A 26,111-nucleotide genomic window follows, 5' to 3' on the forward strand; every position below is an offset into this window, starting at 1 on the left:
TTGATTCCTTTTTCTGTTTCCTCTATAATAAAGTATTAGTAACCAACTAGGAAAGTTTTATTGATGCATTACATAAATAGAAGGAGGAAACACATGGTAACATTACTGGAAGGCGGTGCCTATCTTGTAAACGGCACGGAAATCATTCCTGATAATCAGGAAGCGGCTGCTGCTATTGCGGCAAAAACCGGAAAGCAGATAGATAAGGAAGCGGCGGCAAAGGAAACGATTAGCTACGGGATTCTGGAGAGCCACAATACCTCCGGCAGCATGGACAACCTGAAAATTAAATTTGACAAGCTCACATCCCATGACATCACTTTTGTGGGGATTATTCAGACGGCGAGGGCTTCCGGCCTGACGAAGTTCCCCATCCCCTATGTACTCACCAACTGTCACAATTCCCTTTGTGCGGTAGGCGGAACCATCAATGAGGACGACCATCTGTTCGGGCTTACCTGCGCAAAGAAGTACGGCGGAGTTTATGTTCCCCCTCATCAGGCGGTTATCCACCAGTTTGCCAGGGAAATGCTGGCGGGCGGCGGCAGGATGATTCTTGGATCCGATTCTCATACCCGCTACGGCGCCCTGGGCACTATGGCTATGGGGGAAGGCGGGCCGGAGCTGGTTAAACAGCTTCTGAACCAGACCTATGATATCAAGATGCCCGGCGTGATAGGCGTTTATCTTACCGGGGAGCCGGTAAAGGGGGTAGGTCCCCAGGACGTTGCGCTGGCTATTATTGGGGCTGTTTTCAAAAATGGGTATGTGAAAAATAAAGTGATGGAATTCGTAGGCCCCGGCGTTGAAAAATTAAGTGCGGATTTCCGTATCGGCATTGATGTTATGACCACGGAGACAACCTGCCTTTCCTCCATCTGGAAAACAGATAAGGTTATCGGGAAATTTTACGAAATCCATGGAAGAAAAGAAGAATATAAGGAACTTGCCCCCGGAGAGGCGGCGTATTATGACGGCATGATCTGCGTGGATCTGTCTGCGGTAAAACCTATGATCGCCATGCCTTTCCATCCCAGCAATACGTATACTATTGAAGAAGTGAATGCCAATCTGGAGGATATCCTCCATGAAGTGGAGCAGCGGGCGGCGGTAAGCCTTGACGGCGCGGTGGAATATTCCCTGAAGGATAAGGTAAGAAACGGAAAATTCTATGTGGATCAGGGGATTATTGCAGGCTGTGCGGGAGGCGGTTTTGAGAATATCTGCGCGGCGGCGGATATCCTGAAGGGACAATACATCGGTTCGGATGAATTCACCCTGAGCGTATACCCGGCTTCCATGCCTGTCTATATGGAGCTTATTAAAAACGGCTGTGCGGCCGCAATTCTGGAAACCGGCGCGGTAATGAAGACTGCCTTCTGCGGTCCCTGCTTCGGTGCAGGGGATACGCCTGCCAATAACGGCTTCAGCATTCGTCATTCCACCAGGAACTTCCCCAACAGGGAAGGAAGCAAGCTCCAGAACGGGCAGATTGCATCTGTCGCCCTCATGGATGCCCGATCCATTGCTGCAACGGCAGCCAATAAAGGTTTCCTCACGCCCGCTACGGAATTTGAGGGTGAGCTTGGAAAATATAAATATCATTTTGATTCCAAGATTTATGAAAACCGTGTATTCGATTCCAGGGGCGTGGCCGATCCGGAGGTGGAAATCCATTTCGGTCCCAATATCAAAGACTGGCCGGCAATGTGCAGCCTTCCTGAGAATATGGTGCTTCAGGTGGTATCCGAAATCCATGATCCGGTCACCACAACGGACGAACTGATCCCTTCCGGGGAAACCTCCTCCTACCGCTCCAACCCCCTGGGGCTTGCGGAGTTCACCCTGTCCAGAAAAGATCCCGCCTATGTGGGAAGGGCAAAGGAAATCCAAAAAGCGCAGACCGCAGTGATGGAAGGCAGATGCCCTGTAGAGGCAAAACCCGAGCTGGTTCCTGTCATGGAAACCATCCATAAGCAGTTCCCGGAGGCGGGAGAAGGAAATATCGGTTTTGGTTCCACTATTTTTGCGGTCAAGCCCGGAGACGGTTCCGCAAGAGAACAGGCGGCGAGCTGTCAGAAGGTGCTGGGAGGCTGGGCTAATATAGCCAATGAATACGCCACCAAGAGATACCGTTCCAACCTGATCAACTGGGGAATGCTTCCTTTCCTTATAGAAGAAGGGGAACTGCCCTTCGCCAATCTGGATTATCTGTTTATCCCCGGGATCCGGAAGGCAGTGGAGGAAGAGCAGGGCAGCATTACCGCTTATGCGGTGAAAGCGGACGGACTGAAGCCTTTCACCCTCACATTAGGTGATTTGACAAAGGAAGAACGCCGGATTATTTTGGAGGGCTGCCTTATCAATTACAACAGAGTATAAAAAAATATGAGCCGTATCTGCGTTTTTTCCCGCGCCCTGGTTTCCCGGCGCGGGAAAAATCCCGGAGGCGGCTTTTCTGTCCCTTTTTTCTGCAGGAAGCGCAGTAAATATAAGTTCATGGGGTATTTGCTCTGCGTTCCGTTTGGCCCGTTGTCCGCGGGAATAAATTCACGATTGTCACATAAAATATAGTACCTGCAATTTACGCTGCGGATCCGGTTGTTTGCAGGACGCCGGCGGGATAAAACCGGCAGGATGAGAATGGTAACCATTTTTGCGGGAAAAGGAGAAATGCATATGGACAGAAATTCCCTATTACCGAAAGCGCGGTCTTTTTCCCGAAGACCGCTGCAGGGTACGTTCCGAAGCACCGCAGGCCGGCAGAGGCTGCTGGACCTTTGCGCGGTGCTTTTATTTTTGCTGCTTCTGCCCTATGCCTGCAGTTTATTGTTCGGAAAGGGAGAGGTGGGAGAGGAAACCCTGGCGGTACCCGGAGAGGAAAGCAGCATTATGGTGGCCTGCGAAACCGGGGTCGGTGTGAGCAGGCTTCCTCTGGAAACCTATGTGGAGGGCGCTCTTGCCGCGAGCATTCCCGCGGACTGTGAAGAGGAGACTCTCAAGGCCCAGGCGGTAATCCTGCGCACCCTCTGCATGCGGGCCTATGAAAACAGAAGTTCCATTGATGATAATCTCATTTATGCCCGGGATATCGGACAGGATTATCTGGATGTCCGCAGCAGGGAAACCCTCTGGGAGGATGCCTATGAAGAAAAACAGGCCAAAATATCCTCCGCCGCGGCGCAGACCAGAGGAATGTACCTGACCTGGGAAGGCCAGGTGATTGAACCCGCTTATTTCTGGCTCAGCGCGGGAAAGACAAGAAACGGAAAAGAAGTGTTCGGAGAGGGCTACGACTACCTGACAAGCGTGGACTGCAGCCATGACATCGAGGCGTCCGGCTACAGCAGCACCGTCACCCTGAAGGAAAAAGATTTCTGGCAGACCATGGGAGTGGACGGGGCTGAAAAAATCACCCTGACCCGGGACAGCGCCGGTTATGTGCTGTGGGTGGAGGCAAAAGGAATACATATGTCCGGAGAAAAATTCCGAAGCCTTTTTTCCATCCAGTCCTCTTGCTTTACCATAAGTGAAAATGGGGGAACCGTCACGCTGGAAAGTAAGGGAGTAGGGCATGGTCTGGGATTCTGCCAGTATGAGGCGAACAGAAGGGCAGTACAGGGAGAAGATTTTCTCGCGCTTTTAAAAGGTTTTTTTGAAGGCGTTGAAATACAAAAAACTGAATAAAGGAAAGGAAAACGGAAAGACTAAGCTTGAAGGATTTCAACTGATAATTGGCATCTGCCAAAATGAATAGGAAAGAGAAGGAATGCCCTATGAGAAGAAGAAGGAGATCAAGCTTTAGAAAAGAAAAAGCGATCATGCTGGTGTCCAGCTGCCTCGTTCTGACGGCGCTGACTGCTACCGGTTTGTATGTAAGAAACAAAAGTCAGGACAAGGAAGACGGATATGTGGTGGATTTCACCGCTTTGGAAGAATCCAATAAAGAAAAAGCAGGAGAAGCACAGGCCGACGGCAGCACAGGAGACGGCCAGCTTGCCGACAGCGGTGAACTGGATTACGATCCCAGCTTCCAGGAAGCCAATTCCGGAGATGTGGACAACCCCGGCATGAACATGCTGGGAAGCACGGCCGGACAAAATCAGGCATCTTTGGAAAACGGACAGGCAGGCGAAGGCCTGGCGGATGCCGCACAGAACGAACAGGCGGCAAAGGATGAGGAACTTGCTGCCGCAGATCCGGCTGAAGAAGTGCTGGAAGCCAATGCGGCGGATGCCATTGCCAAAACAGACGATTCCTCCGATACCGCAAAACGTGACGAGGATGCCATGAACACCACACCCGCCCTTGATTTTACGGACAGCGATACCCTGGTATGGCCTATCGTGGGAAATGTACTTGTCAATTACAGCATGGACAAGACCGTTTATTTCGCAACTCTCCAGCAATACAAGTATAATCCCGCCATCATTATCGCAGCCACCCAGGGAGAAGGAATTGCCGCAGCAGCGGATGGACAGGTTTCCTCCGTCTATCAGGATCCTGAAATCGGAATGGCTGTCGTGGTTAACCTGGGAGACGGCTATGAGCTTACCTACGGACAGCTCACCGATCTTACCGTTGCGGAAGGTGATGTGATCACCACAGGAGAAATTATAGGAAAGGTAGCGGAACCCACGAAATATTACAGCGTGGAGGGCTGCAATGTTTATTTCAAGCTGACCAAGGACGGCCAACCGGTGAATCCGCTGAACAGGCTGAGCTGAAATGGGTGAAACGCTTCTTATTATAAATGGGCGCATTCTGACTATGGCAGGGAAAGTCCTGCCAGGGGGATGCGTGCTTATTGAAAATGGAAAAATTGCCGCAGTTACGGATCAGATAAAAATACCGGAGGGCAGAGACACGGAAGTTATCGATGCCTCCGGTTGTCTGGTTATGCCCGGCCTCGTAGAGGCGCACTGCCATGTGGGCATCACGGAAGAGAAAAAAGGCATGGAGGGAGACGACTGCAACGAAAACGTGTCTCCCATCACACCCTGGCTGAGGGCACTGGATGCGGTAAACACCATGGACGCCGCTTTTGATGACGCTGTCCGTGCGGGAATCACCTCTATCATGGTAGGCCCGGGAAGCTCCAATATCGTGGGCGGCCAGTTTATCTTTATTAAAACAAAAGGCCGTCGCATTGACGATTTAATCGTCAAAGAACCCGCTGCCATGAAAATCGCTTTCGGGGAAAATCCAAAAGTGAACTTTGCCGACCAGCAGAAATCACCTGTCACCCGGATGGCTATAGCCGGGCTGCTCCGGGAAGAACTCTTCAAAGCCGTACAATACCAAAAGAAAAAACAAGCCTGGCAGGCTTCCCGGCAGGATAAAGACAAACCATCCGATGCTCCCTTTGAACCCGATTTCCGCATGGAATGCTGGCTGCCCGTCCTGGAAGGGAAAATCCCCCTCAAAGCCCATGTACATCGCGTGGATGATATCTTTACCGCAATCAGGATCGCCAGGGAGTTCGGCCTTTCCATCACCCTTGACCACTGCAGCGAAGGCCACCTCATAGCCGGGGAACTGGCCAGGGAAGGCTTTCCTGCCATCGTAGGACCCGACCTGTCAAGCCGCAGCAAGATCGAGGTACAGAACATGGCCTTTAAAACGGCGGGCATTCTCCACAAAGCCGGAGTTCTCGTGGCCATAACCACGGACCATCCCGTCACCCTCATCCAGTCCCTCCCTCTTTGTGCAGGCCTTGCCGTAAAATCCGGCCTCCCTATGGAAGAGGGCCTGCGTGCCATCACCTGCAACCCCGCCCGCATCTGCCGTGTCTACGACAGAGTAGGCAGTCTGGAACCCGGAAAAGATGCAGATATCGCCATTTTTTCCGGCAACCCCATGGAAACCTTCACCAAAACCATGTGCACCATAATTAACGGCAATATCGTATACCGTGCCGAAAATTTCTAACCATTTCCTCTAAAATTCCTGCCGGTAACAGCCGGCCCGGCTTCATTGCCGTCAAAACAAAGGTTCTTTCCCCTGTCCCCGGACAGGGGAGAGAACCTTCCGCATGTCTTATCTCTCCATTTGTCCCTCCCTGCATTGTCCCGGCCTCCCGGTTTGCAAGCTTCCGTTTCTGCAGCGTTACTGTTTAGTCCGTGACCAGTAACTTAGCAGCACACAGCGCCAAAAAAGAAGCACTTTTTTCATTTTACAAACGCTGTATATATGCTACAATTGAGAAGCACAGTCAAAAATACACTTTTCAGACTTGTCCCTGCATAAACAGGAGGGGTGAAAAATAAGGTAGAAAAAGGGTAACCGTTCACAGGAATCCAGCCGTTTGTGAAGGAGAGGGACTGTTACCAAAAAGAAAGACTGTGGAATGACGGGATAAGGGAGGAAATGCATGAAAATCGTAGTGTTAGGCGGCGGAATCAGTACAGAAAGGGATGTATCCCTCAGCTCCAGCCGGATGATTTATCAAGCGCTGAAGAAAAAAGGACACCAGGCCATTCTTCTGGATGTCTATTTAGGATATGAAGGGGACTATGAAGATATTTTTGAAAAGGATAGGGACTGGGCGGAAACTATCGGTGGGGTTCGGGAAAGCAATCCGGATATTTCCCGGATAAAAGCGATGCGCCCAGACGGCGGGAAGAGCTTTTTCGGCCCGGGAGTCATCCCTGTCTGCCAGATGGCGGATGTGGTTTTCCTGGGACTGCACGGCGAAGACGGGGAAAACGGAAAGGTACAGGCGGCCTTTGACCTGCTGGGAATCCGGTATACCGGTACGGATTATGTCAGTTCCGCACTGGCTATGGATAAAAGCCTGGCAAAGGAGCTGTTTGCTTTCCATTCCATACCCACCCCGGAGGGGATCCATGTGGTAAAAGGTGAGGATAACGGGGAACGGGTGCCTTTTCCCTGTGTGGTAAAAGCCTGCAGGGGCGGATCCAGCGTCGGTGTATGCATCGCCCATGATGAGACGGAATACCAGGCGGCCCTAAAGGAAGCTTTCCTATATGATGAGGAAGCGGTAGTTGAACAATATATTCAGGGCCGGGAATTTTCCTGTGCCGTCATCGACGGAAAAGCCTTGCCGGTGATTGAAATTGCACCCATCAGCGGATTTTATGATTATAAAAATAAATACCAGGCGGGCAGCACGGTTGAAACCTGCCCTGCTGATCTGCCGGAAGAGAAGGCGGAGGAAATGCAGCGCATCTCCGAGCAGGTATTTCAGGCGCTGCGCCTGAAGCAGTATGCCCGTATGGATTTCATGATGGACGAGGACGGGAAGGTCTATTGCCTGGAGGCCAATACGCTGCCGGGAATGACACCCACCTCCCTGATTCCTCAGGAAGCGCAGGCTATCGGCATCTGCTTTGAGGATCTGTGCGAATGGATTCTGCAGCTGGCACTGAAGGACGGAATGTAACCATCCGGGCTGTCTGAACGATTACGAACGAACCGGAACGGAATAGCATGAGGAGAAACCGAGTATGAAAAATATGACACTGACCAATATTGCAAAGGTCTGTGAAGGAAGGCTTGTGTACCCTTCCGAAGAGAGCAGGAAGGAAACATGCAGCAGGGAAGCAGCCGGCGTTGTGATCGATTCCAGAAAGGCGGCCGCGGATTTTATATTTGTTGCCACAAAGGGGGAACGGGTGGACGGACACCGGTTTATACCTGATGTTTTTGCCGGAGGTGCCCTGGGCGCAGTATGTGAAAAGGAGCCGGAGGATATACCAGGCCCTTGTATTGTTGTTAAGGACAGCTTTGAGGCCCTGAAACGGATCGCTGAATTCTACCGCAGGCAGCTGCCTGTAAAGGTGGTGGGAATCACCGGAAGTGTGGGAAAGACCAGCACAAAGGAGTTTGTGGCGGCGGTGCTCGCCCAAAAGTATAAGGTACACAAAACCCAGGGTAACTATAATAATGAAATAGGGGTACCGCTTACCGTGCTTTCCATGCCCGGGGATACGGAGGTGGCCGTGCTGGAAATGGGGATCAATCATTTTGGGGAAATGCATAATCTGAGCCGTATTGCCAGGCCGGATATCTGTATTATGACCAATATCGGCCAGTGCCATCTGGAATTCCTGGGAAGCCGGGAGGGGATCCTGAAGGCAAAATCAGAAATCTTTGATTTTATGGACGAAGACGGCAGCGTTTGTGTGAACGGTGATGATGATATGCTGGCTTCCATAAAGGAAGTGAAGGGCAAAAAGCCTGTCACCTTCGGCCTGTCGGAGGAATGTCAGGTATATGCCACGGATATCCGGGGGAAAGGTCTGTTTGGAAGCGAGGCGGTCATCCACGGGAACGGGGAAAGCTTTGCGGTACAAATCCCCCTGCCGGGAGAGCATATGGTATATAACGCCCTGGCGGCAACCGCGGCGGGGCTGCTGCTTGGGCTGAAGCCGGAGGAAATCCGGGACGGGATTGCCGGGGCGGAAAGCGTGAGCGGGCGAAGCCATATAGTTAAGCTGGCGGATAAGGTGCTGATCGATGACTGCTATAATGCCAATCCGGTTTCTATGGAGGCTGCTGTTGATTTGCTTCTGCAGGCGGACGGCCGCAGGGTCGCCGTCATGGGAGATATGTTTGAGCTGGGGGAGCAGGAAAAGGAAATGCACGCCCGTGTGGGAAAATACGCGGTTGACGCAGGTGTGGAATGCGTTATCTGCGCAGGAACACTGGCCCGCTGTATTTATGAAGGGGCAGTGAAAGCGGCAGAAGAAAAGAACACGGGCGCGGCAGGTGCTGTTTTCTATTTTGAAGACAGGGAAAGCCTGCTCAAAGGGATAGAAGAGATACTCAGGCCCGGAGATACCGTATTGATTAAAGCTTCCCATGGTATGGGATTTGAAAAGATAGTGGAGCAGCTGTCATGATTGTATCCGTATCCAGGCGGACCGATATCCCGTGCCGGCACAGCGAATGGTTTATGAACCGGATCCGGGCCGGATATGTGGTGGTGAGAAATCCCATGAACCACGGCCAGATCAGCAGAATCCCCCTTTCCCCGGAAACCGTGGATGGCATCGTATTCTGGAGCAAGGATCCGGCGCCCCTCATGCCCTATCTGAAGGAGCTTTCCGACAGGGGCTACCGGTATTATTTCCAGTTCACGCTGACCCCCTACGGAAAAAACCTGGAACCGGGGCTGCGGGATAAAAAGGAGATCGAGGACTGCTTCCGGGAGCTTGCCCGGGAAATCGGAAGAGAGCGCATCATATGGCGTTATGATCCGGTGGTGGTAAATGAGGTCCTGAATCCGGCTTACCATAAAAGGGAATTTGCAAGACTTTGCAGAGAGCTTCAGGGATGCATGCGGAGTATTACCATCAGCTTTGTGGATATGTACGAAAAGCGCGGGATAGGAAACGCCGCGCAGCGATCCGGCTGCCCGGAGGCGGGGAGTGACGCCCTGCGTTTACGGGAGGAGAAACTTCTGCGTCCTGTAAATAAAGAAGAAATGGAAGAGCTTGCCGCCTTTTTTTCCCGCACCGCATCATCTATGGGCATTCCTGTAAATGCCTGCTGTGAAGAAGCGGATCTGTCCGCTCTGGGTGTGGGAAGGGCCGCCTGTATCGATAAGGCGGTGCTGGAGGAAATCCTGGGCGGAAAGCTCCGCCTTAAGCCGGATAAAGGGCAGCGGAAAGGCTGCGGCTGTTATGAAAGCGTTGATATCGGCGCTTACAATACCTGCCGCAACGGCTGCATTTACTGCTATGCTAACCATTCGCCAAGGTCCCTGGAGGAAAATCTGCGTAAGGCGGACAAACAGGGAGAGCTGCTCGTGGGCAGCGTCCGGGAAGGGGAGAAGGTGAGGGAGCGAAAGGCTGTTTCCTGCTTCGAAGGGCAGTATGAACTGCCCCTTTGAGAAAATAAGGATATCCGTTCCTGTTCCGTCCATAGGTGTATTTGCTGCAGATCGGAAAACAGCTTATGTTCATTCGTTGTGACAGGCTTTCCGATATGCGCTGGCGGTCATGCGGCAGTGCTTCAGGAAACACTGGGCGAAATAGCTCTGGGAGGAAAAGCCCGAGGACTGGGCGACCTCCGTAATACTGTAATCCGTAGTGGCCAGCAGCTCTTTGCTGGCCTTTATTCTTACCTCACACAGATAATTGATGGGGGAGCAACCGAACTGGCGTGTGAAGGCATGCACCATATAATATTTATTCAGATGGGACACCTCCGCAAGGGTATCCAGGGTGATATCCTGGGGATAGTTTGACTCAATGTACTGTTTCAGCTTAATACACTCGCGGCTGGATTTAACGGAAGGGACGAACTCAAAGTCAAAATGTGTGCGCCGGATCAGGTTGACAATCAGCAGTTCCAGCAGATCCTGGCATACCAGTTCGTAATGAGGTTTCTTTTCCTCCATTTCCGAGAGCAGCCCATTCATAAGATAGATAAACTTGGCATGATCATTCCTGCAGTTGAAAATAATGTGCTCGTGATCCCCTTCAAAAGAAAAATTAAGCCCTTCCACGCCCAGGATGATATATTCCAGAGGAACCTCTCCCACCGAACGTTCCGTATGGGCGATATTGGCGTTTATGATAATGAAATCATCCTCTTTTATCGGATAAATCTGATCTTCTATCAAATAATTCCCGTTCCCCTTTTTAATATAGCATAACTCCGTAAAGTAATGGGTATGGGGCAGGCTCGGCCAGTCATTTTCATAAACGGAATGTGTGACGTATAACAGTTTGGCATTGATCGGATTAATATCATCATTTTCCAGCGGATATCTTGAAATAGGCATAAATACGCTCCTTTTTTAGAAATACTGCGTTGGCAAAAATAGGATGTGCAAAGAAAGTGAGCATTTGTACAAAAAAGATGTGCAAAAATGTAAAAATGACAACCTCAAAAATCCCCCTCTTAAGCACATTGTTTAAAAAAATTATTTAATTTTTTCTTTGATGCACGTTTATCACTAAAAATATTTTATCAAATGTTGCTTCAAAAAGCAATAATTATAAAAAATGAAGCAACATATGGATTGTATAGATATGTTATTGAGGATATACTGATATTATCAAAAAGCAATACGGAAATGTTCAAACAAAAGGAGGAAAAAAATGAAAAAGAAGATTGTCAGTTTGTTATTAACTGCTGTTATGGCGACGAGCCTGCTCGCAGGCTGCGGCAGCAGCAGCAAACCTGCTGAAAGCACACCGGCCGAGACACCGGCGCCTGCAGCTACCGAAGAAGCAAAAGAAGAAACACCCGCTGATACAACGGCAGAGACCACCGCAGCAGATGCCGGTGCAGCTGATTACAGCGACGTAACATTGACCTTCTGGTCCATGTGGAACTCCACAGAACCTCAGGGAAAAGTAATCCAGGAAGCAGCCGACGCTTTTAAAGAGCAGACAGGCGCAACCATAAATATCGAGTGGAAGGGCCGTGATGTTAAGACCATACTTGCAACGGCACTGGAATCCGGAGAGAAGATTGATATCTTCGAGGATGACTACTCCAGAATCGGAAAGACCTATGCAGAATACTGCTACGATTTAACAGACATGGCAAAGGCCGCCAACTATGAAGCCAACAGCTTTAAGTGCTTTAATGAAGTGGTAACAGGATGGGCCGGATTCCTTTGCGCAATTACCGAACAGCCTCAGGTAGGCGGTGTATTCTACAACAAAGATATTTTCGATGACTGCGGAATCGAAGTTCCCACCACTTGGGAAGAATTCCTCGCAGCCTGCCAGACTATGGTAGACAAGGGATATCAGCCGCTGGCACTTGACAGTACATATTCCGATTTCACATTCGGTTACCATCTTGACAGGGTTATCGGAGAGGATGTCATTAAAGAACTTTCCCTGAACGGCGGATGGAGTGAGAACGAAGGCGTTGCTAAAGCAGCCCAGCAGATTATTGACTTTGTAAATGCCGGATATCTGGCAGACGGCGCACCGGATGAATATCCTTCCAGCCAGAACAAAATCGGCCTTACCGGCAAGGTGGCAATGGTTGTATGTGCGAACTACGTAGCAGCTGAAATCAACAATAACACCGGCTCAGAGATTAACTGGGGAATGTTCAATTACCCTGAAATAGAAGGCGGCGCGGATCCTTCCAACGCTTATGCAGGTGCCAACTCCCTTGCAATTACTTCTTACAGTGAGAACCCTCAGGCAGCATTCGATTTCCTGATGTTACTTACAAGCGGAGAATTTGACCAGAAGATGGCCGATGCAGGTTCTCAGATTCCTGCGGACCCTAACAACACAGCTCCTGCCATCATGAATGGTACCGTTGAAACTCTGTTAGCAACAAGCAACCCTCTCAGCTGGAACATGGGACTGAATGAAAACGCTGATTTGGGCACAAATATTAAAGATATCTGTATCGGACTGTATGAAGGCAGATATGCTACCGGCGAAGACTTTGCCAAGGCTTTGGACGCTTTGTATAAATAAGTTTTTCTGGCGGAGGCGGCGCTTAAGTGGCGCCGCCTCTTTTCATAAGGTGAGGTGACATAGAATGAAAAAAAACAAGGCTTTAATTGTAGGTTTCATACTTCCATGCCTGTTGACCCTGATTGTTATGTATCTGTACCCGGTTGCCAGGACATTAGTCATGAGTTTCTTTCAGATAGAGAGTGTTACCGCCAACATGTCCACATGGACTTTCAACGGTTTTGGGAACTATGCCCGGATTTTTAAGAGTCCTACCTACTTGGTTTCCATGTGGAATATGTTCCGTATCTGGCTGGTGGGCGGTATTATTACTCTGTCTTTTTCCCTGCTTTTTGCGGTAATCCTTACCAGCGGAATCCGTTTTAAAAAATTCTTCCGTGCTGCCATTTACCTTCCTAACGTAATCAGTGCGGTTGCACTGGCTACCATGTGGATTCAGTACGTATATAATAACGATTATGGTATGCTGAACAAGATTTTGACCACATTAGGGCTGAACGGAGTGAAATGGCTGGGAACGGATACCAAATTCTGGGCGATGCTCTTTGCTTTCATTTTCGGCGCCGTGGGCTATTATATGCTGATTTTTATCAGCGGTATTGAAAGAATCCCGCAGGATCTGTATGAGGCGGCCACCATTGACGGTGCCAATAAAGTACAGCAGTTCGGAAAGATAACCATGCCCCTGCTGAAAGGGATTACCAAAACCAATATCACATTCTGGAGTGTGCATACCACCACATTCTTCCTCTGGTCCAAGATGTTCTCCCCGGTGGATTCGGAAGCGACCACCATTGTTCCGGTAGTTTATCTGTATGATACGGTATTCGGCGGAAAAGCGAATGCAACAAGGGATGCGGGCGCAGGTGCTGCTGTGGGTGTTGTCCTTGCACTCATTATCATAGTGATTTATTTCGTTATGAACAGATTGCTTCGGGATGACGATCTGGAATTTTAAGGAGGGTAAGATGAGTAAAAAGAACAAAGTAAAAGAAAAAGTGAACTGGAGAAAAGAACTGGCTCTCCTTCCGGGATATATTATCGTACTTGTCTGGATTATTTTTACCGCCGCCTTTTTGTTTTGGATTCTTGGGGCCAGCCTTTCCACATCCAGGGAAATCTTTTCCGGCGGCGTTTTTAAATTTGAGACGGGATTCCATCTGGAAAACTATGTGAATGCATGGCAGGCACAGAATGTGTCCGTGTTCTTTGCCAACTCCCTGCTATATGCAGTCGTTTCCTGTACAGGGGTTATCCTGATATCTGCACCGGGCGCTTACGTGCTGTCCCGATTTGATTTCATTGGAAATAAGATTATCAAATCAGGGCTTATTGTGGCTATGAGTATCCCGGCTGTTATGATTATCATGCCTATTTTTGCCCTGACAACGAAATGGAACCTGAAGGGCAGGATTCTTCTGATACTGCTGTATATCTTTTTGAATGTGCCTTATACCACAACCTATCTGCTCAACTTCTTCGCAACGCTTTCAAGAACCTATGAAGAAGCGGCGGCGATTGACGGCTGTCCTCCGGCGAAAACCTTCTGGGTTATCATGCTGCCTCTGGTTCAGCCCGCGCTGATCACGGTTACTATTTTCAACTTCCTGGGAGTATGGAATGAATTCTTCATGGCCCTGATCTTCGCAAGCTCCGAGAAGATGACACCTGTTGGAGTCGGTTTGCTGCAGATTGTAAACTCCATGAAATACACAGGAGATTACGGCGGATTGTTCGCAGCTGTTGTCATCGTATTTTTACCTACGTTCTTATTATATATCTTCTTATCCGAGAAGATTATTGCCGGCGTAACAGGCGGCGGTATCAAGGGATAATACCTTGTAAATAAAAGAAAAGACAGGAGGGGCCGCAGGATGGACCAGAAGAAAGGAAGAGTAACAATTCCTACTGATATAGATGTGATTCAGGAGACCCTGGAATTATCCAGGCGCTGGGGGGCTGACGCGGTGCGCGACTGCGACGGTACAGATTTCCCCATAGAATTAAAGGATGTGGGATTAAAGGTATATTCCACCTATTATACCACCAGAAAAGATAATGACTGGGCGAAGGCCAATCCGGATGAAATCCAGCAGATGTATGTAATGACGCCTATTTACACGGCGGACGGGAAGGTTCTCAGGGTCCGTCTCATGAAAGGCCTGTATCCGGATATGCTCACACCTAACAGCCGGGATGATATCAGGCGCTGGTGGGAAGTGATTGACAGGAGCACCGGAGAGGTGGTGCCCGCAGGGGACTGGTCTTATGATGAGGCCGCAGGAGAAGTGGAAATCAAGAGTATTCCTTTCCATGATTATACGGTGAGCTTTCTTGCTTATATTATGTGGGATCCGGTTCACATGTACAATGCCGTTGTAAATGACTGGAAGGATGTGGAGCATCAGATCACCTTTGATGTGAGACAGCCGAAAACCCATGAATATACGATGAAGCGTCTGCGGAAGTTCATTGAGGATCATCCTTATGTTAATGTGCTCCGGTTCACCACCTTTTTCCACCAGTTCACCCTGATGTTCGACGAACTGGCGAGAGAAAAGTACGTGGACTGGTATGGCTATTCCGCATCGGTAAGCCCTTATATCCTGGAGCAGTTTGAAAAGGAAGCAGGCTATCCTTTCCGTCCGGAATATATCATCGATCAGGGCTATTACAATAACCAGTACCGCATTCCTTCCAGGGAATTCAAGGATTTCCAGGCTTTCCAGAGACGGGAAGTGGCCAAGATAGCTAAGGAAATGGTGGATATCTGTCATGAATGCGGCAGAGAGGCCATGATGTTCCTGGGCGATCACTGGATCGGTACGGAACCGTTCATGGAAGAATTCAAGAGCATCGGACTGGACGCGGTGGTAGGAAGCGTAGGCAATGGATCGACCTTACGCCTGATCAGTGATATCGAAGGGGTTACGTATACGGAAGGCCGCCTTCTGCCTTATTTCTTCCCCGATACCTTCCACGAGGGAGGCGATCCGGTAAAAGAGGCAAAATATAACTGGGTGACGGCAAGGCGCGCTATCTTAAGAAAACCCATTGATCGTATCGGTTACGGCGGGTATCTGAAGCTTGCCAATGAGTTCCCCGATTTTGTGGAATATGTGGAATCGGTTTGTGAGGAATTCAGGGAACTGTATGAAAATATCAAGGGTACCACCCCCTATTGTGTGAAAAAGGTGGCTGTACTGAACTGCTGGGGTAAAATGAGAGCCTGGGGCTGCCATATGGTGCACCATGCCATTTACTTCAAACAGAATTACTCCTATGCAGGGATCATAGAGGCCCTTTCAGGAGCTCCTTTTGATGTGAAATTTATCAGCTTTGAGGATATTCTGGAAAATAAGGACATTCTCAAAGATATCGATGTGATTATCAACGTAGGGGATGCGGATACGGCCCATACGGGCGGCGAGTGGTGGTGCAATCCGGTGATTTCTTCCGCCGTAAAGGAATTTGTATACAACGGAGGCGGTATTATCGGGGTGGGAGAACCCAGCGGCCATCAGGCCAACGGCCACTTCTTCCAGCTGTCCAATGTATTCGGCGTGGAAGAAGAACGAGATTTTACCCTGGGATATGATAAGTATAACTGGGAAACCCACAGCCATTTCATCACGGAGGATTCGAAAAGCGCGATTGATTTTGGGGAATCAAGAAGATACGTTTATGCGCTTGCGGATGCAAAGGTGCTGTGCGCAGAGGATAAAGAGGTGCATCTGGCAGTGAACGAGTTCGGAAAAGGCCGTGCCGTTTACATCAGCGGCCTTCCTTACAGCTTTGAAAACAGCAGACTGCTATACCGCGCTATCCTTTGGAGCGCCGGGGACGAAGAAAATATTAACAAGTGGTTCAGCACGAATGTTAACGTAGAAGTACATGCCTATATCAAGAACGGAAAATACTGTGTGGTTAACAATACTTATGAAGCACAGTCCACCACCGTTTACAAGGGAGACGGCATCAGCTTTCAGCTGGATCTGGAACCGAACCAGATTATCTGGTACGAGATCTGAAAATAGCTATACACAGGTGCTGCAGAGCCGGGATAACAGGTTCTGCGGCACCTTTTTTGCGGAATAAAAAGGGGTGCGTTACTGAATATAAGGTTGGAACGCAGAGAGCTGTTACCATTGTGGGACATAAAGCTGGATCACGGAGGATGCAGCCGTTATTTCCGAACCGCCGGAGAGATGCTATAATTGGTTAGGCCCGAACTACCTATCTGCTGAAGGAGGATGGAAAATGAAACCTGTAATAGGAATAGCCCCGTTGTATGACAGCGGGAAGGAGAGCTATTGGATGCTTCCCGGATATATGAAAGGTCTGGAGGATGCGGGGGGAATCCCGGTAATGCTCCCATTGACCGGGGAACAGGAGACACTGCGTCAGCTTGCCGCACAGCTGGACGGCTTTGTGCTGACAGGCGGGCCGGATGTGGAGCCGCCTGTCTATGGAGAAGAAAAGAAGGATACCTGCGGGGAAACCTGTGTCATGCGGGATGAGATGGAACAGATCCTTCTGCCCGAAATCCTGAAAGCGGACAAGCCTGTGCTTGGGATTTGCAGAGGGATTCAGATAATGAATGCGGCGCTGGGAGGGACGCTGTACCAGGATATTCCCACGGAGTATCCCACAGAAACCGAGCATCACCAGCAGTCGCCCTATGATCGCAGCGTTCATGAGGTAATTGTGGAAAAAGACTCTCTTTTGTGGAAAATTACCGGTAAAAAAACGATTTCTGTGAACAGCTGCCATCATCAGGCTATCCGGGATTTGGCACCCGGGCTGGAAGCAGCGGCGCGGTCGGCGGACGGGCTGGTTGAGAGCGTCTATATGAAAGGAAAACGGTTTTTCCTTGGAGTACAGTGGCATCCCGAATTCTCGTATATCACATCGCAAGACAGCAGGGCCATATTTGCAGGCTTTGTTCAAGCCTGCGGGATGGAATTGTGACGGGAGGGAAGCCGCTTACTTGGTCTAAGCAGGACGGGGGAAGTTCCCCGGGGCCGGAAGCCGCTTACAGGCGGAGTGCATACTGCTTCGGCGTAACGCCCATATATTTCCGGAAGGTTTTCACAAAATAGCTGCTGTCATTGAAACCGCACTGATATGCGACGTCGGTGACAGGAAGTTCCGTGGTGCTCAGGATATAACAGGCCCGTTCTATCCGGTAATAATTCAGGTAATCCATGGGTGTGCGGTGAATGGCGGCCCGGAAATACCGGCAGAAATATTTGGGGGTCATACCCGCGATACGGGAAAGATCCGTAAGCGTGACGGTGCCGGAATAATTGGAATCGATGTATTCCAGCACCGGCTTCAGCTGATCCATTTTTTTCTGGCCGGAGGCGGGGGCATCCGTGGCCGGTGTATAGTATTCCTCTTCAAAAAGACAGCCGAAAATCTCATAAAGGGCACCGAGGGTGCTTAGTTCGCTGCCTGCATGAGGATAGCGGATGGCATCAAAGAGCCTTTCCACGGCCCGGAGAAGGCGGGTATAATCCTTCGGGGCGGGGGATATACCGGGAAGGGAGGAAACGGACGGATCCGTTTCTTTTGGAGGAACCGCCTGAAAATAAGGATATAGCTGAATCTGATGGCGGGAAATGAGACGGATGTATTTTTTACAGGCATCCGTGTGCATCAGGGTGGCCTTAAGGTCAAATACGGCGCATTCATATACGCAGTGCTCCGGGATTCCCCCATGGATAACGCCCTCCTCGATCAGTATCACGTCACCTGTTTGGGCCAGAATCTCCCTGTCGTCCAGATACAGGCGCAGAAAGCCGCTTTGCACCTGTATCAGCTCCATTTCTTTATGCCAGTGGAAGGGCATGTTGTAGCGGGAATGATGCTCGTCCACATGATAAAAGGCGATGGGAAAGTCCGGGGTCCCGTGTTCTATCTTTTCATTATAATCCAGATAATGCATTCTTGTTTCCCTCCGCAGCACCCCTGGGGGGCGGCCTTTGAAAGAATCCGTTTTCCTTTTTCACAGGGAAAAGGGAAGCTTGTATAAAAGTGAATATTGTTATATTTTTTGCCATTATAACACAGGCAAAAACAAATTGCCAATGTTATACTGAACATAACAGACATCGTCCGTATATATATAACTGCGGCATGTCAAAGAGAAACCGGTAATGGTATTTTTACAAGGAGGGAAAGAAAATGGCAGAGAACAGATATGTGGGGGATTTTCCGGTGATCGGCATCAGACCTACGATTGACGGAAGAAGAGGCTATCTTAAGGTGAGGGAGTCTCTGGAAGAGCAGACCATGAATATGGCGAAGGCGGCGGCGAAGCTGTTTGAGGAAAACCTTCGTTATGCCAACGGTGATCCGGTAAAGGTTATTATCGCGGATACCACCATCGGACGGGTGGGTGAGACTGCGGCATGTGCGGATAAATTCCGTAAGGCCGGTGTGGATATTACTCTGACGGTAACACCCTGCTGGTGCTATGGTGCGGAGACCATGGATATGGATCCCAAAACCATCAAGGGGGTATGGGGATTTAACGGAACAGAGCGTCCCGGTGCGGTGTATCTGGCAAGCGTGCTGGCTACCCATGCACAGAAGGGGCTTCCTGCTTTTGGTATTTACGGACATGATGTGCAGGATGCGGATGCCACCGATATTCCGGAGGATGTGGTTGAGAAGCTTCTGCGTTTCGGCCGCGCTGCGGTAGCGGTAGCCAGCATGAGAGGCAAGTCTTACCTGCAGATCGGTTCTATTTGTATGGGGATCGGCGGATCCATTATCGATCCGGCATTTATTGAAGAATATCTGGGTATGCGTGTGGAATCCGTGGATGAAGTGGAAATTATCCGCCGCATGACGGAAGGTATTTATGATAAAGCCGAGTTTGAAAAAGCGTTAGCCTGGACAAAGGCCAACTGTATCGAGGGCTTTGACAAGAATCCGGAAGCTGTTCAGAAATCCAGGGAAAAGAAAGATGAGGACTGGGCGTTTGTTGTGAAGATGATGTGTATCATCAAGGATTTGATGAACGGCAATAAGAATCTTCCCGAAGGCTGCGAAGAAGAAATGGTGGGACACAATGCCATCGCGGCGGGCTTCCAGGGACAGCGCCAGTGGACGGATTTCTATCCTAACTGTGACTTTGCCGAGGCGATGCTGAATACTTCCTTTGACTGGAACGGGGCGAGGGAGCCTTATGTCCTTGCAACCGAAAATGATGTTCTGAACGGCCTGGGAATGATGTTCATGAAGCTTCTGACCAACCGCGCGCAGATATTTGCCGATGTGCGTACCTACTGGAGCCCGGAAGCAGTTAAGAAAGCAACCGGCTATGATATCGAAGGTGTTGCCAGGGATGCGGGCGGCTTTATCCATCTGATCAATTCCGGTGCGGCATGTCTGGATGCAAACGGACAGGCAAAGGACGAAAACGGCAATGGCGTGATGAAGCCCTGGTATGATATTACCGAAGAGGATCAGAAAGCCATTATGGATGCCACTACCTGGAATGCGGCTGATTTCGGCTATTTCCGAGGTGGCGGCTATTCTTCCAGATTCCTTACCGAAGCGGAAATGCCTGTTACCATGATCCGTCTGAATCTGGTTAAGGGCCTGGGGCCTGTGCTTCAGATTGCGGAAGGCTGGACCGTGAAGCTGCCGGATGAGGTATCCGACAAGCTCTGGAAACGTACCGACTATACATGGCCCTGCACCTGGTTCGCACCCCGCACTACGGGAAAAGGCGCGTTTGCAACGGCTTATGATGTAATGAATAACTGGGGCGCTAACCACGGCGCTATCAGCTACGGACATATCGGAGCGGATTTGATTACCATGTGCTCCATGCTGCGGATTCCGGTAAGCATGCACAATGTGCCGGAGGAAAAGATTTTCCGCCCTTCCGCATGGAATGCGTTTGGCATGGATAAGGAAGGCCAGGATTACCGTGCATGTGAGGCATACGGACCTCTGTACAAGTAGGAGGGGCCTATGGAAACAAAGAAGGTATTGGCGGTTGATCTGGGGGCTTCCAGCGGCAGGGTTATGCTGGGAACCTTTGACGGGGATAAAATAACCGTGGAGGAGCTTCACCGCTTCTCCAACGACCCCGTTATTCTGGGAAAAACGATGTATTGGGATTTCCTCCGGTTATTCCATGAAATAAAACAGGGGCTGCTTAAGTCCAAGGCTTACGGCAAAATAGACAGCATCAGTGTGGACACCTGGGGGGTTGATTTCGGCATCCTGGATGAGGCGGGAAACCTCCTGGAGAATCCGGTGCACTATCGGGACGGCAGAGTTGCCGGTATGCTGGAAAAAAGCTTTGAGAGCATTGACAAGGAGCGGTTTTACCAAATCACCGGCAATCAGTTTATGGAAATCAATACGGTATTCCAGCTTCTGTACTTATCCCTGAACCGGAAAAGGCTGCTGGATATGGCGGACAGCCTCCTGATGATGCCGGATCTTTTTACCTATTATCTGTCCGGGGAAAAATGCTGTGAGTATTCCGCGGCATCCACCACACAGCTGCTGGATGCGGTGCACAAGGAATGGTCACAGGAGGTTATTGAAACATTAAAGCTGCCGGGACGTCTGCTTGCGCAAATCGTTCCAAGCGGTACACCGGTAGGTATGCTGCGGCCGGAAATCTGCGAGGAGCTGGGAGTGGAATCCATGAAGGTGGTGGCGGGTGCCGGACACGATACCCAGTGCGCGCTGGCCGCGGTGCCTACCGGGGAAAAGGATTTTATTTTTATCAGCTGCGGTACCTGGAGCCTGTTCGGGACGGAACTGGATGCTCCTGTTATCAATGAGAACAGCACCCGTTTTAACATTACCAATGAAGGCGGCGTGGGAGGAAAGATTTCCTTCCTGAAAAATATTATAGGACTCTGGCTGATACAGGAAAGCCGCCGCCAGTGGATGAGGGAAGGAAAAGAATTCAGCTTCGGGGAACTGGAAAAACTGGCTGCACCGGAAGAACCCTTCCGATCCCTGATCGATCCGGATGCGCCGGAATTCGCCCCTTCAGGAAATGTACCCCGCAGAATACGGGAATTCTGTAAACGTACCGGTCAGCCGGTGCCGGAAACAGAAGGCCAGCTGGTGCGCTGCATCAATGAAAGCCTTGCGCTGAAATACCGCATGGCGCTGGAAGAGATTAAAGAATGCACGGGAAAAGAATATCCGGTAATCCATATGGTGGGCGGCGGGACCCAGAGCGCCCTGCTCTGCCAGCTGACTGCAAATGCGTGCGGGTGCCCGGTCTGCGCCGGCCCGGTGGAAGCAACCGTTTACGGAAACATCGCTATCCAGCTGATGGCGGAAGGTTCTATCGGAAGCCTCGGCGAAATCCGCAGTGTGATCCGTGCATCGGAGGATATCCGCAGGTTTGAGCCTCAGGATCCGGAAAAATGGGAAGCGGCATACCGGAAATATCAGGAAGATTGTAAGAATTGGGTGTAACAGCACAGACTTGTCCGAACTGTTACAGAATTGGTGATTGGAGGCAGCTATGTTAAAAGGAATCCCTTCTATTTTATCACCGGAGCTTTTAAAGGTTCTGTGTGAGATGGGCCACAGTGACAGAATCGTGATTGCGGACGGCAATTTCCCGGTGGAATCCATGGGGAAAAATGCCAAAGTCGTGCGTCTTGACGGCCACGGTGTGCCGGAAATCCTGGATGCGATCCTCCGGGTATTCCCGCTGGACACCTATGTGGAGCATCCGGTGAACCTCATGGAGGTAATGCCCGGCGATCCGGTAAAGACCCCTATCTGGGATACGTATAAGGAAATCATCACCAGGCATGACGACAGAGGGAGCGATGCGGTGGGGAATATCGAACGTTTCGCTTTTTATGAAGAGGCCAAAACCGCCTATGCCATTGTGGCAACCGGGGAAATGGCTGTTTATGCCAACGTGATGCTGCAAAAGGGTGTTGTCACCGGCTGAAAACTATTTTATAAAGAATTGCATTCAGTAACCGGCATTACAATTCGGATTCACGCATAATTTTTAGTTACAGGCTATCCTCTGTTGGCAGCAGAGGATAGCCTTTTTTTGTGGTCAATGCCGCAATTTACAGCATCCGCACACTGTCCCTCATAATCAATTCCGGTCTTATTTTTTTCTTGATGACAGGTTTGGGATCCGTGGAGGAAAGCGCGTCCAATACCGTATCCGCAATAGTGCTTCCCACAAGAGTTATAGGCTGGGCGACTGCAGTTATCCCCATGATATCGGCCCAGGGGTGATCATCATATGCGATAAGGCTGATATCCTCCGGATAGTTCAGATTCAGTTCCTTCAGGGCGGACAGAGTCCATATGGTCAGCGTTTCCGCGTGGCATATGATGGCGGTAGGTTTTAACCGCATGATATTATCTTCGATGGATTTGATGTAATTCCGGTTACAGGAGTAGTGAAGGATGTATTCCGGATCCGGAACCAGATCCCTGTCAAAATAAGCCTGATTGTACCCTTCGTCCCGCACATCCTTGCCATCTACGGCAACGTTCAGCACCAGGATTTTACGATGGCCGTTTTCCAGCAGATATTTGACCGCAAGGTAGGTGCCGTACCGGTCATCAATGGTAATGGAATCCAGTCCGTCGTAGTAGTCCGTATAAAGCTGAAGGCAATATTGTTTGGAATTCGTAAACAGACGCAGATCCTCCTTGTTATAAAATAACGGGGTAAACAGAAAGGCATCCAGTTGGTTGGAGCGCAGGTAACGTATTACCTTGTTGTTCGAGAAGTAGTTACCGGAAGGTGAAAACGTTAACAGCTGATAATCGGTATGGTCCAGCCGGTTATGTATTTGTTCGATTACCTGAAAATAAAAAGGGTTTGTGAAATCGTTTACAGCAATGCCGATGGAGTTGCTCCTGCTTTGCTTCAGGCTTCTGGCCAGAAGGTTGGGATAGTAGTCCAATTCCCTGGCAGCCTTTAAAACCAACTCTCTTGTTTCCGGCTTTACTCGTTCAGGATATTGATAAACTCTGGATATAGTGGCTACGGATACACCGGCCCGCCTGGCGACGTCTTTGCTGGTTGCCATAGGAATCCTCCTTTGATGTATTTGTTAATATTATATAATAACGTATGGGAAAAAGAAAGGAGATTCCTTTTGTTTTTTGTGCAAATAAGAGAAAAACAGGAAAAGTATTGACAACGTTTACATTCGCTGTTATTATTTGCCTATACAAACAATGCAGTGAGGATACTGCAGTTTTTTTAAAGAGATAATGTAAACGTATACATTAAGGAGGACACCCATTATGTATTACAGACCTGAAGAATCGGCAGCCGCTGATGTCATCCCTTTTTACAAAGACGGCGCCTTTCAGTTATTCTACCTGAGAGATTTCCGGGATGCGGGCAGATGCGGGGAAGGTACCCCGTGGTATCTGCTGGAAACCAGGGATTTTGTTACTTTTGCAGAAAAGGGGGAGGTTATTTCCAGAGGAAGCCGGGAGGAGCAGGATCTTTATATTTTTACCGGAAGCGTCTTTGAGAGGGATGGCAGCTATTACATATTTTATACCGGCCATAATCCTCATTTCCCGAAAGAAGGGAAGAAACAGGAAGTCATCAGGATGGCGGTGAGCAGCGATTTCCGGACCTGGAAAAAAGACCCTGCGTTCAGGATCGACGCACCGGACTGCTTTGAACCTCACGATTTCAGGGATCCGTTTGTTTTTTATAATGAAGAAACGAAAAAGTTTAACATGCTGCTGGCAGCCAGGGTGAATTACGGCCCAAGCAGAAGAAGGGGATGCACGGCGGTTGCGGTCAGCGGGGATCTCATTACCTGGGAGGTTCAGGAGGAACCGTTTTACAGTCCGAGAGAGTACTTTACCCATGAATGTCCCGATTTGTTCCGCATGGGAGAATGGTGGTATCTGGTTTTCAGTGAATTCACAGACAAATGCGAAACGCATTACCGTATGGCAAAGTCGTTAAAGGGGCCATGGCTGACACCGGAATACGACACGTTTGACAACCGTAATTTTTATGCGGCCAAGACGGTGTCGGACGGAACGGACAGATACATCATCGGATGGAATCCCACAACGGATCAGGACAAGGATTTTGCGGATACGCAGTGGGGTGGTAACATCGTCATCCATAAAATTGTGCAGGGGGAGGACGGACAGCTTTTTGCAGCGGTGCCCGATAAAATAAAGGAGTCCTATTGTGTTCCGGTACGCTACCGGGAAGGCTATACCATCGGTACGGTGCTGAAATACCAGGACAGCTGGAGAATCGGCAGGCCGGACGGCTTCAGCAGCCTGGATCTGGGCGACCTGGAAAACAGCTGCAGGCTTTCCTTTGATGTGACCTTCCGGAAAGGAATCCGCAATTTTTACCTGTTCTTAAACAGTGACAAGGATAATGAAGCGGCCTATTATGTGGGCATTGATCCTGTCATGAACCGGATGACCTTTGACCGGTGGCCCAGAAAACGAAGCGATTATCCCTTTATGCTTGAGTCGGAAAGAAAAACAGAGGTGCTGCCGGATGTGACCTATCACATGGATGTCATCAAGGACGGACCGGTTCTGGAGGTATATTTCGGAGGGAAATATGCCATGAGCGCCAGAATGAACGAGTTCCGGGAGGGAACGTTCGGGTTTGCAGCTTCTTACGGGGAAGCCTGCATCGAAAACCTGGAATACAGGACTCTTGTTAAATAGCGGGAAGGGGGCGGAAGATATGAAGGAAAAAGTTAAGAGGACATTTTCCCGGAACTGGAGACTGTATGTTTTGATGCTGCCGGCGTTGTTCTGGCTGGTGGTATTTGCATACATGCCTATGTACGGCATACTCATAGCCTTTAAGGACTATAAAGGCAAGCTGGGAATCCTGGGCAGCCCCTGGGCGGAACCGATACTGAAGCATTTTATTTCATTTTTCAGTACCAGCGTGGCTCCCCAGATTATCGGAAATACCATAATACTGAGCCTGCTGACCATATTGCTTTCCTTTCCGGTTCCGGTTATTTTTGCCCTGCTTTTGAACCAGATTAAAAATAACAAAAGAAGGAAAGTGGTACAGACGATTTCCTACGCACCCTATTTTGTTTCCAATGTGGTCGTTGTAAGTATCCTGAGCGTTATCTGCGCCCCCAGCGGTTTTATTAATACGATTATCAAATTTTTTAACGGAGGCAATGCCCTGTATCTTACGTCTGCGGCCGAATACTTCCGATCCTTATACGTTATCTCCAATATATGGCAGACCATGGGTTTTTCTGCAATCGTTTACATTGCGGCGCTGACCGGGATCAGCCAGGACTACTATGAGGCGGCTATTATGGACGGGGCCACAAAGCTGAAACGGATTCTGTACATCGATATCCCTTTAATCATGCCCACAATTATCATCATGTTTATTCTTTCTATCGGAAATATCATGTCAATCGGGTATGAAAAAGTATATCTGATGCAAAGCGGGACAAATACCACGGTCAGCGAGATTATTTCTACCTATGTGTATAAGGTGGGGCTGCAGAACGCCCAGTTCTCTTTTGCCACAGCGGTCGGCCTGTTTAACGCCATTGTTAATTTCCTTATTTTGCTGATAGTAAATGCCATATCCAGAAAAACTGCGGATATCAGTATTTTCTAGTGACAGCTTAGTCTTGTCTGTCTTGTTATATCTTTTAGGAG

20 protein-coding genes are annotated in these 26,111 nt (G+C 49.6%); 17 read left to right on the top strand and 3 right to left on the bottom strand.

The features are described from left to right. Positions 1-93 precede the first annotated feature (93 nt). The 7 genes from DXA36_RS07770 (at position 94) to DXA36_RS07805 (ending at position 9,859) form a co-directional block, all read left to right on the top strand. Positions 94-2,382 (top strand): hydratase, encoded by a 2,289-nt coding sequence (locus DXA36_RS07770; RefSeq protein WP_118678003.1) that lies wholly within the window; start codon positions 94-96, stop codon positions 2,380-2,382. Between the two features lie 297 nt (positions 2,383-2,679). Further along, positions 2,680-3,687: a SpoIID/LytB domain-containing protein gene (locus DXA36_RS07780; RefSeq protein ID WP_182478979.1), complete on the top strand. Its 1,008-nt coding sequence runs from the start codon at positions 2,680-2,682 to the stop codon at positions 3,685-3,687. 89 nt (positions 3,688-3,776) lie between these two features. Further along, positions 3,777-4,727, top strand: coding sequence for a M23 family metallopeptidase (locus DXA36_RS07785; RefSeq protein WP_182478980.1), 951 nt, complete (start codon positions 3,777-3,779; stop codon positions 4,725-4,727). A 1-nt stretch (position 4,728) separates the two neighbouring features. Then, positions 4,729-5,931 carry an amidohydrolase gene (locus DXA36_RS07790; RefSeq protein ID WP_118678011.1) on the top strand — a complete coding sequence of 401 codons (1,203 nt, stop codon included), beginning with the start codon at positions 4,729-4,731 and terminating at the stop codon, positions 5,929-5,931. A gap of 442 nt (positions 5,932-6,373) precedes the next feature. Continuing rightward, entirely contained in the window at positions 6,374-7,405 is a 1,032-nt protein-coding gene (locus DXA36_RS07795; protein WP_118678013.1) for a D-alanine--D-alanine ligase family protein, read from the top strand. 64 nt (positions 7,406-7,469) lie between these two features. Then, positions 7,470-8,867, top strand: a complete 1,398-nt coding sequence (locus tag DXA36_RS07800) for a UDP-N-acetylmuramoyl-tripeptide--D-alanyl-D-alanine ligase (RefSeq protein ID WP_118678015.1) — start codon at positions 7,470-7,472, stop codon at positions 8,865-8,867. Beyond that, on the top strand, positions 8,864-9,859 hold the full coding sequence (locus tag DXA36_RS07805; RefSeq protein ID WP_118678017.1) for a DUF1848 domain-containing protein: 996 nt from the start codon (positions 8,864-8,866) through the stop codon (positions 9,857-9,859). The genes DXA36_RS07800 and DXA36_RS07805 overlap by 4 nt, the downstream gene beginning before the upstream one ends. A gap of 69 nt (positions 9,860-9,928) precedes the next feature. Here DXA36_RS07805 and DXA36_RS07810 read toward each other — a convergent pair whose 3' ends face one another. After that, the gene (locus tag DXA36_RS07810) at positions 9,929-10,756 is read right to left on the bottom strand and encodes a helix-turn-helix transcriptional regulator (RefSeq protein ID WP_118678019.1); all 828 of its coding nucleotides are present in this window, start codon (positions 10,754-10,756) and stop codon (positions 9,929-9,931) included. Positions 10,757-11,075: 319 nt separating this feature from the next. Between DXA36_RS07810 and DXA36_RS07815 the strand changes: the two genes are divergently transcribed. The 5 genes from DXA36_RS07815 (at position 11,076) to DXA36_RS07835 (ending at position 17,399) form a co-directional block, all read left to right on the top strand. After that, complete coding sequence (locus DXA36_RS07815) at positions 11,076-12,428, top strand: ABC transporter substrate-binding protein (protein WP_118678021.1); 1,353 nt, start codon at positions 11,076-11,078, stop codon at positions 12,426-12,428. A gap of 64 nt (positions 12,429-12,492) precedes the next feature. Beyond that, entirely contained in the window at positions 12,493-13,386 is an 894-nt protein-coding gene (locus DXA36_RS07820) for a carbohydrate ABC transporter permease (protein WP_118678023.1), read from the top strand. A gap of 10 nt (positions 13,387-13,396) precedes the next feature. Beyond that, positions 13,397-14,263, top strand: a complete 867-nt coding sequence (locus tag DXA36_RS07825) for a carbohydrate ABC transporter permease (RefSeq protein ID WP_118678025.1) — start codon at positions 13,397-13,399, stop codon at positions 14,261-14,263. Positions 14,264-14,302: 39 nt separating this feature from the next. Continuing rightward, on the top strand, positions 14,303-16,459 hold the full coding sequence (gnpA, locus tag DXA36_RS07830) for a 1,3-beta-galactosyl-N-acetylhexosamine phosphorylase (RefSeq protein ID WP_118678027.1): 2,157 nt from the start codon (positions 14,303-14,305) through the stop codon (positions 16,457-16,459). A gap of 229 nt (positions 16,460-16,688) precedes the next feature. After that, complete coding sequence (locus DXA36_RS07835) at positions 16,689-17,399, top strand: gamma-glutamyl-gamma-aminobutyrate hydrolase family protein (protein WP_118678029.1); 711 nt, start codon at positions 16,689-16,691, stop codon at positions 17,397-17,399. Between the two features lie 64 nt (positions 17,400-17,463). On the opposite strand, the gene DXA36_RS07840 is transcribed toward DXA36_RS07835, so the two are convergent. Next, the gene (locus DXA36_RS07840) at positions 17,464-18,378 is read right to left on the bottom strand and encodes an AraC family transcriptional regulator (RefSeq protein WP_118678031.1); all 915 of its coding nucleotides are present in this window, start codon (positions 18,376-18,378) and stop codon (positions 17,464-17,466) included. A gap of 239 nt (positions 18,379-18,617) precedes the next feature. Between DXA36_RS07840 and DXA36_RS07850 the strand changes: the two genes are divergently transcribed. From DXA36_RS07850 to DXA36_RS07860, 3 genes are read left to right on the top strand one after another with little or no spacing between them, the layout of a single operon-like run. Then, the gene (locus DXA36_RS07850) at positions 18,618-20,411 is read left to right on the top strand and encodes an L-fucose isomerase (protein WP_118678035.1); all 1,794 of its coding nucleotides are present in this window, start codon (positions 18,618-18,620) and stop codon (positions 20,409-20,411) included. Between the two features lie 9 nt (positions 20,412-20,420). Beyond that, the gene (locus DXA36_RS07855; protein ID WP_118678037.1) at positions 20,421-21,899 is read left to right on the top strand and encodes a rhamnulokinase; all 1,479 of its coding nucleotides are present in this window, start codon (positions 20,421-20,423) and stop codon (positions 21,897-21,899) included. Positions 21,900-21,948: 49 nt separating this feature from the next. Beyond that, the gene (locus tag DXA36_RS07860) at positions 21,949-22,389 is read left to right on the top strand and encodes an RbsD/FucU family protein (protein WP_118678039.1); all 441 of its coding nucleotides are present in this window, start codon (positions 21,949-21,951) and stop codon (positions 22,387-22,389) included. 127 nt (positions 22,390-22,516) lie between these two features. Here the strand turns inward: DXA36_RS07860 and DXA36_RS07865 are convergent, their stop codons facing one another. Further along, positions 22,517-23,497, bottom strand: coding sequence for a LacI family DNA-binding transcriptional regulator (locus DXA36_RS07865; RefSeq protein WP_118678041.1), 981 nt, complete (start codon positions 23,495-23,497; stop codon positions 22,517-22,519). Positions 23,498-23,717: 220 nt separating this feature from the next. On the opposite strand from DXA36_RS07865, the gene DXA36_RS07870 reads away from it, so the two are divergent. Together DXA36_RS07870 and DXA36_RS07875 are read left to right on the top strand one after the other, a co-directional pair. After that, complete coding sequence (locus DXA36_RS07870) at positions 23,718-25,136, top strand: family 43 glycosylhydrolase (protein ID WP_118678043.1); 1,419 nt, start codon at positions 23,718-23,720, stop codon at positions 25,134-25,136. 19 nt (positions 25,137-25,155) lie between these two features. Then, on the top strand, positions 25,156-26,070 hold the full coding sequence (locus DXA36_RS07875) for an ABC transporter permease (protein WP_207666348.1): 915 nt from the start codon (positions 25,156-25,158) through the stop codon (positions 26,068-26,070). The last annotated feature ends 41 nt before the right edge of the window (positions 26,071-26,111 follow it).

It is taken from the genome of Eisenbergiella sp. OF01-20, from assembly GCF_003478085.1.
Taxonomy (GTDB): domain Bacteria; phylum Bacillota; class Clostridia; order Lachnospirales; family Lachnospiraceae; genus Eisenbergiella.

Excerpts from the sequence above, each read along its gene's own strand:
- DXA36_RS07770 (WP_118678003.1), top strand. The coding sequence starts at position 94 with ATGGTAACATTACTGGAAGGCGGTGCCTATCTTGTAAACGGCACGGAA.
- DXA36_RS07780 (WP_182478979.1), top strand. The coding sequence starts at position 2,680 with ATGGACAGAAATTCCCTATTACCGAAAGCGCGGTCTTTTTCCCGAAGA.
- DXA36_RS07785 (WP_182478980.1), top strand. The coding sequence starts at position 3,777 with ATGAGAAGAAGAAGGAGATCAAGCTTTAGAAAAGAAAAAGCGATCATG.
- DXA36_RS07790 (WP_118678011.1), top strand. The coding sequence starts at position 4,729 with ATGGGTGAAACGCTTCTTATTATAAATGGGCGCATTCTGACTATGGCA.
- DXA36_RS07795 (WP_118678013.1), top strand. The coding sequence starts at position 6,374 with ATGAAAATCGTAGTGTTAGGCGGCGGAATCAGTACAGAAAGGGATGTA.
- DXA36_RS07800 (WP_118678015.1), top strand. The coding sequence starts at position 7,470 with ATGAAAAATATGACACTGACCAATATTGCAAAGGTCTGTGAAGGAAGG.
- DXA36_RS07805 (WP_118678017.1), top strand. The coding sequence starts at position 8,864 with ATGATTGTATCCGTATCCAGGCGGACCGATATCCCGTGCCGGCACAGC.
- DXA36_RS07810 (WP_118678019.1), bottom strand. The coding sequence starts at position 10,756 with ATGCCTATTTCAAGATATCCGCTGGAAAATGATGATATTAATCCGATC.
- DXA36_RS07815 (WP_118678021.1), top strand. The coding sequence starts at position 11,076 with ATGAAAAAGAAGATTGTCAGTTTGTTATTAACTGCTGTTATGGCGACG.
- DXA36_RS07820 (WP_118678023.1), top strand. The coding sequence starts at position 12,493 with ATGAAAAAAAACAAGGCTTTAATTGTAGGTTTCATACTTCCATGCCTG.
- DXA36_RS07825 (WP_118678025.1), top strand. The coding sequence starts at position 13,397 with ATGAGTAAAAAGAACAAAGTAAAAGAAAAAGTGAACTGGAGAAAAGAA.
- gnpA (WP_118678027.1), top strand. The coding sequence starts at position 14,303 with ATGGACCAGAAGAAAGGAAGAGTAACAATTCCTACTGATATAGATGTG.
- DXA36_RS07835 (WP_118678029.1), top strand. The coding sequence starts at position 16,689 with ATGAAACCTGTAATAGGAATAGCCCCGTTGTATGACAGCGGGAAGGAG.
- DXA36_RS07840 (WP_118678031.1), bottom strand. The coding sequence starts at position 18,378 with ATGCATTATCTGGATTATAATGAAAAGATAGAACACGGGACCCCGGAC.
- DXA36_RS07850 (WP_118678035.1), top strand. The coding sequence starts at position 18,618 with ATGGCAGAGAACAGATATGTGGGGGATTTTCCGGTGATCGGCATCAGA.
- DXA36_RS07855 (WP_118678037.1), top strand. The coding sequence starts at position 20,421 with ATGGAAACAAAGAAGGTATTGGCGGTTGATCTGGGGGCTTCCAGCGGC.
- DXA36_RS07860 (WP_118678039.1), top strand. The coding sequence starts at position 21,949 with ATGTTAAAAGGAATCCCTTCTATTTTATCACCGGAGCTTTTAAAGGTT.
- DXA36_RS07865 (WP_118678041.1), bottom strand. The coding sequence starts at position 23,497 with ATGGCAACCAGCAAAGACGTCGCCAGGCGGGCCGGTGTATCCGTAGCC.
- DXA36_RS07870 (WP_118678043.1), top strand. The coding sequence starts at position 23,718 with ATGTATTACAGACCTGAAGAATCGGCAGCCGCTGATGTCATCCCTTTT.
- DXA36_RS07875 (WP_207666348.1), top strand. The coding sequence starts at position 25,156 with ATGAAGGAAAAAGTTAAGAGGACATTTTCCCGGAACTGGAGACTGTAT.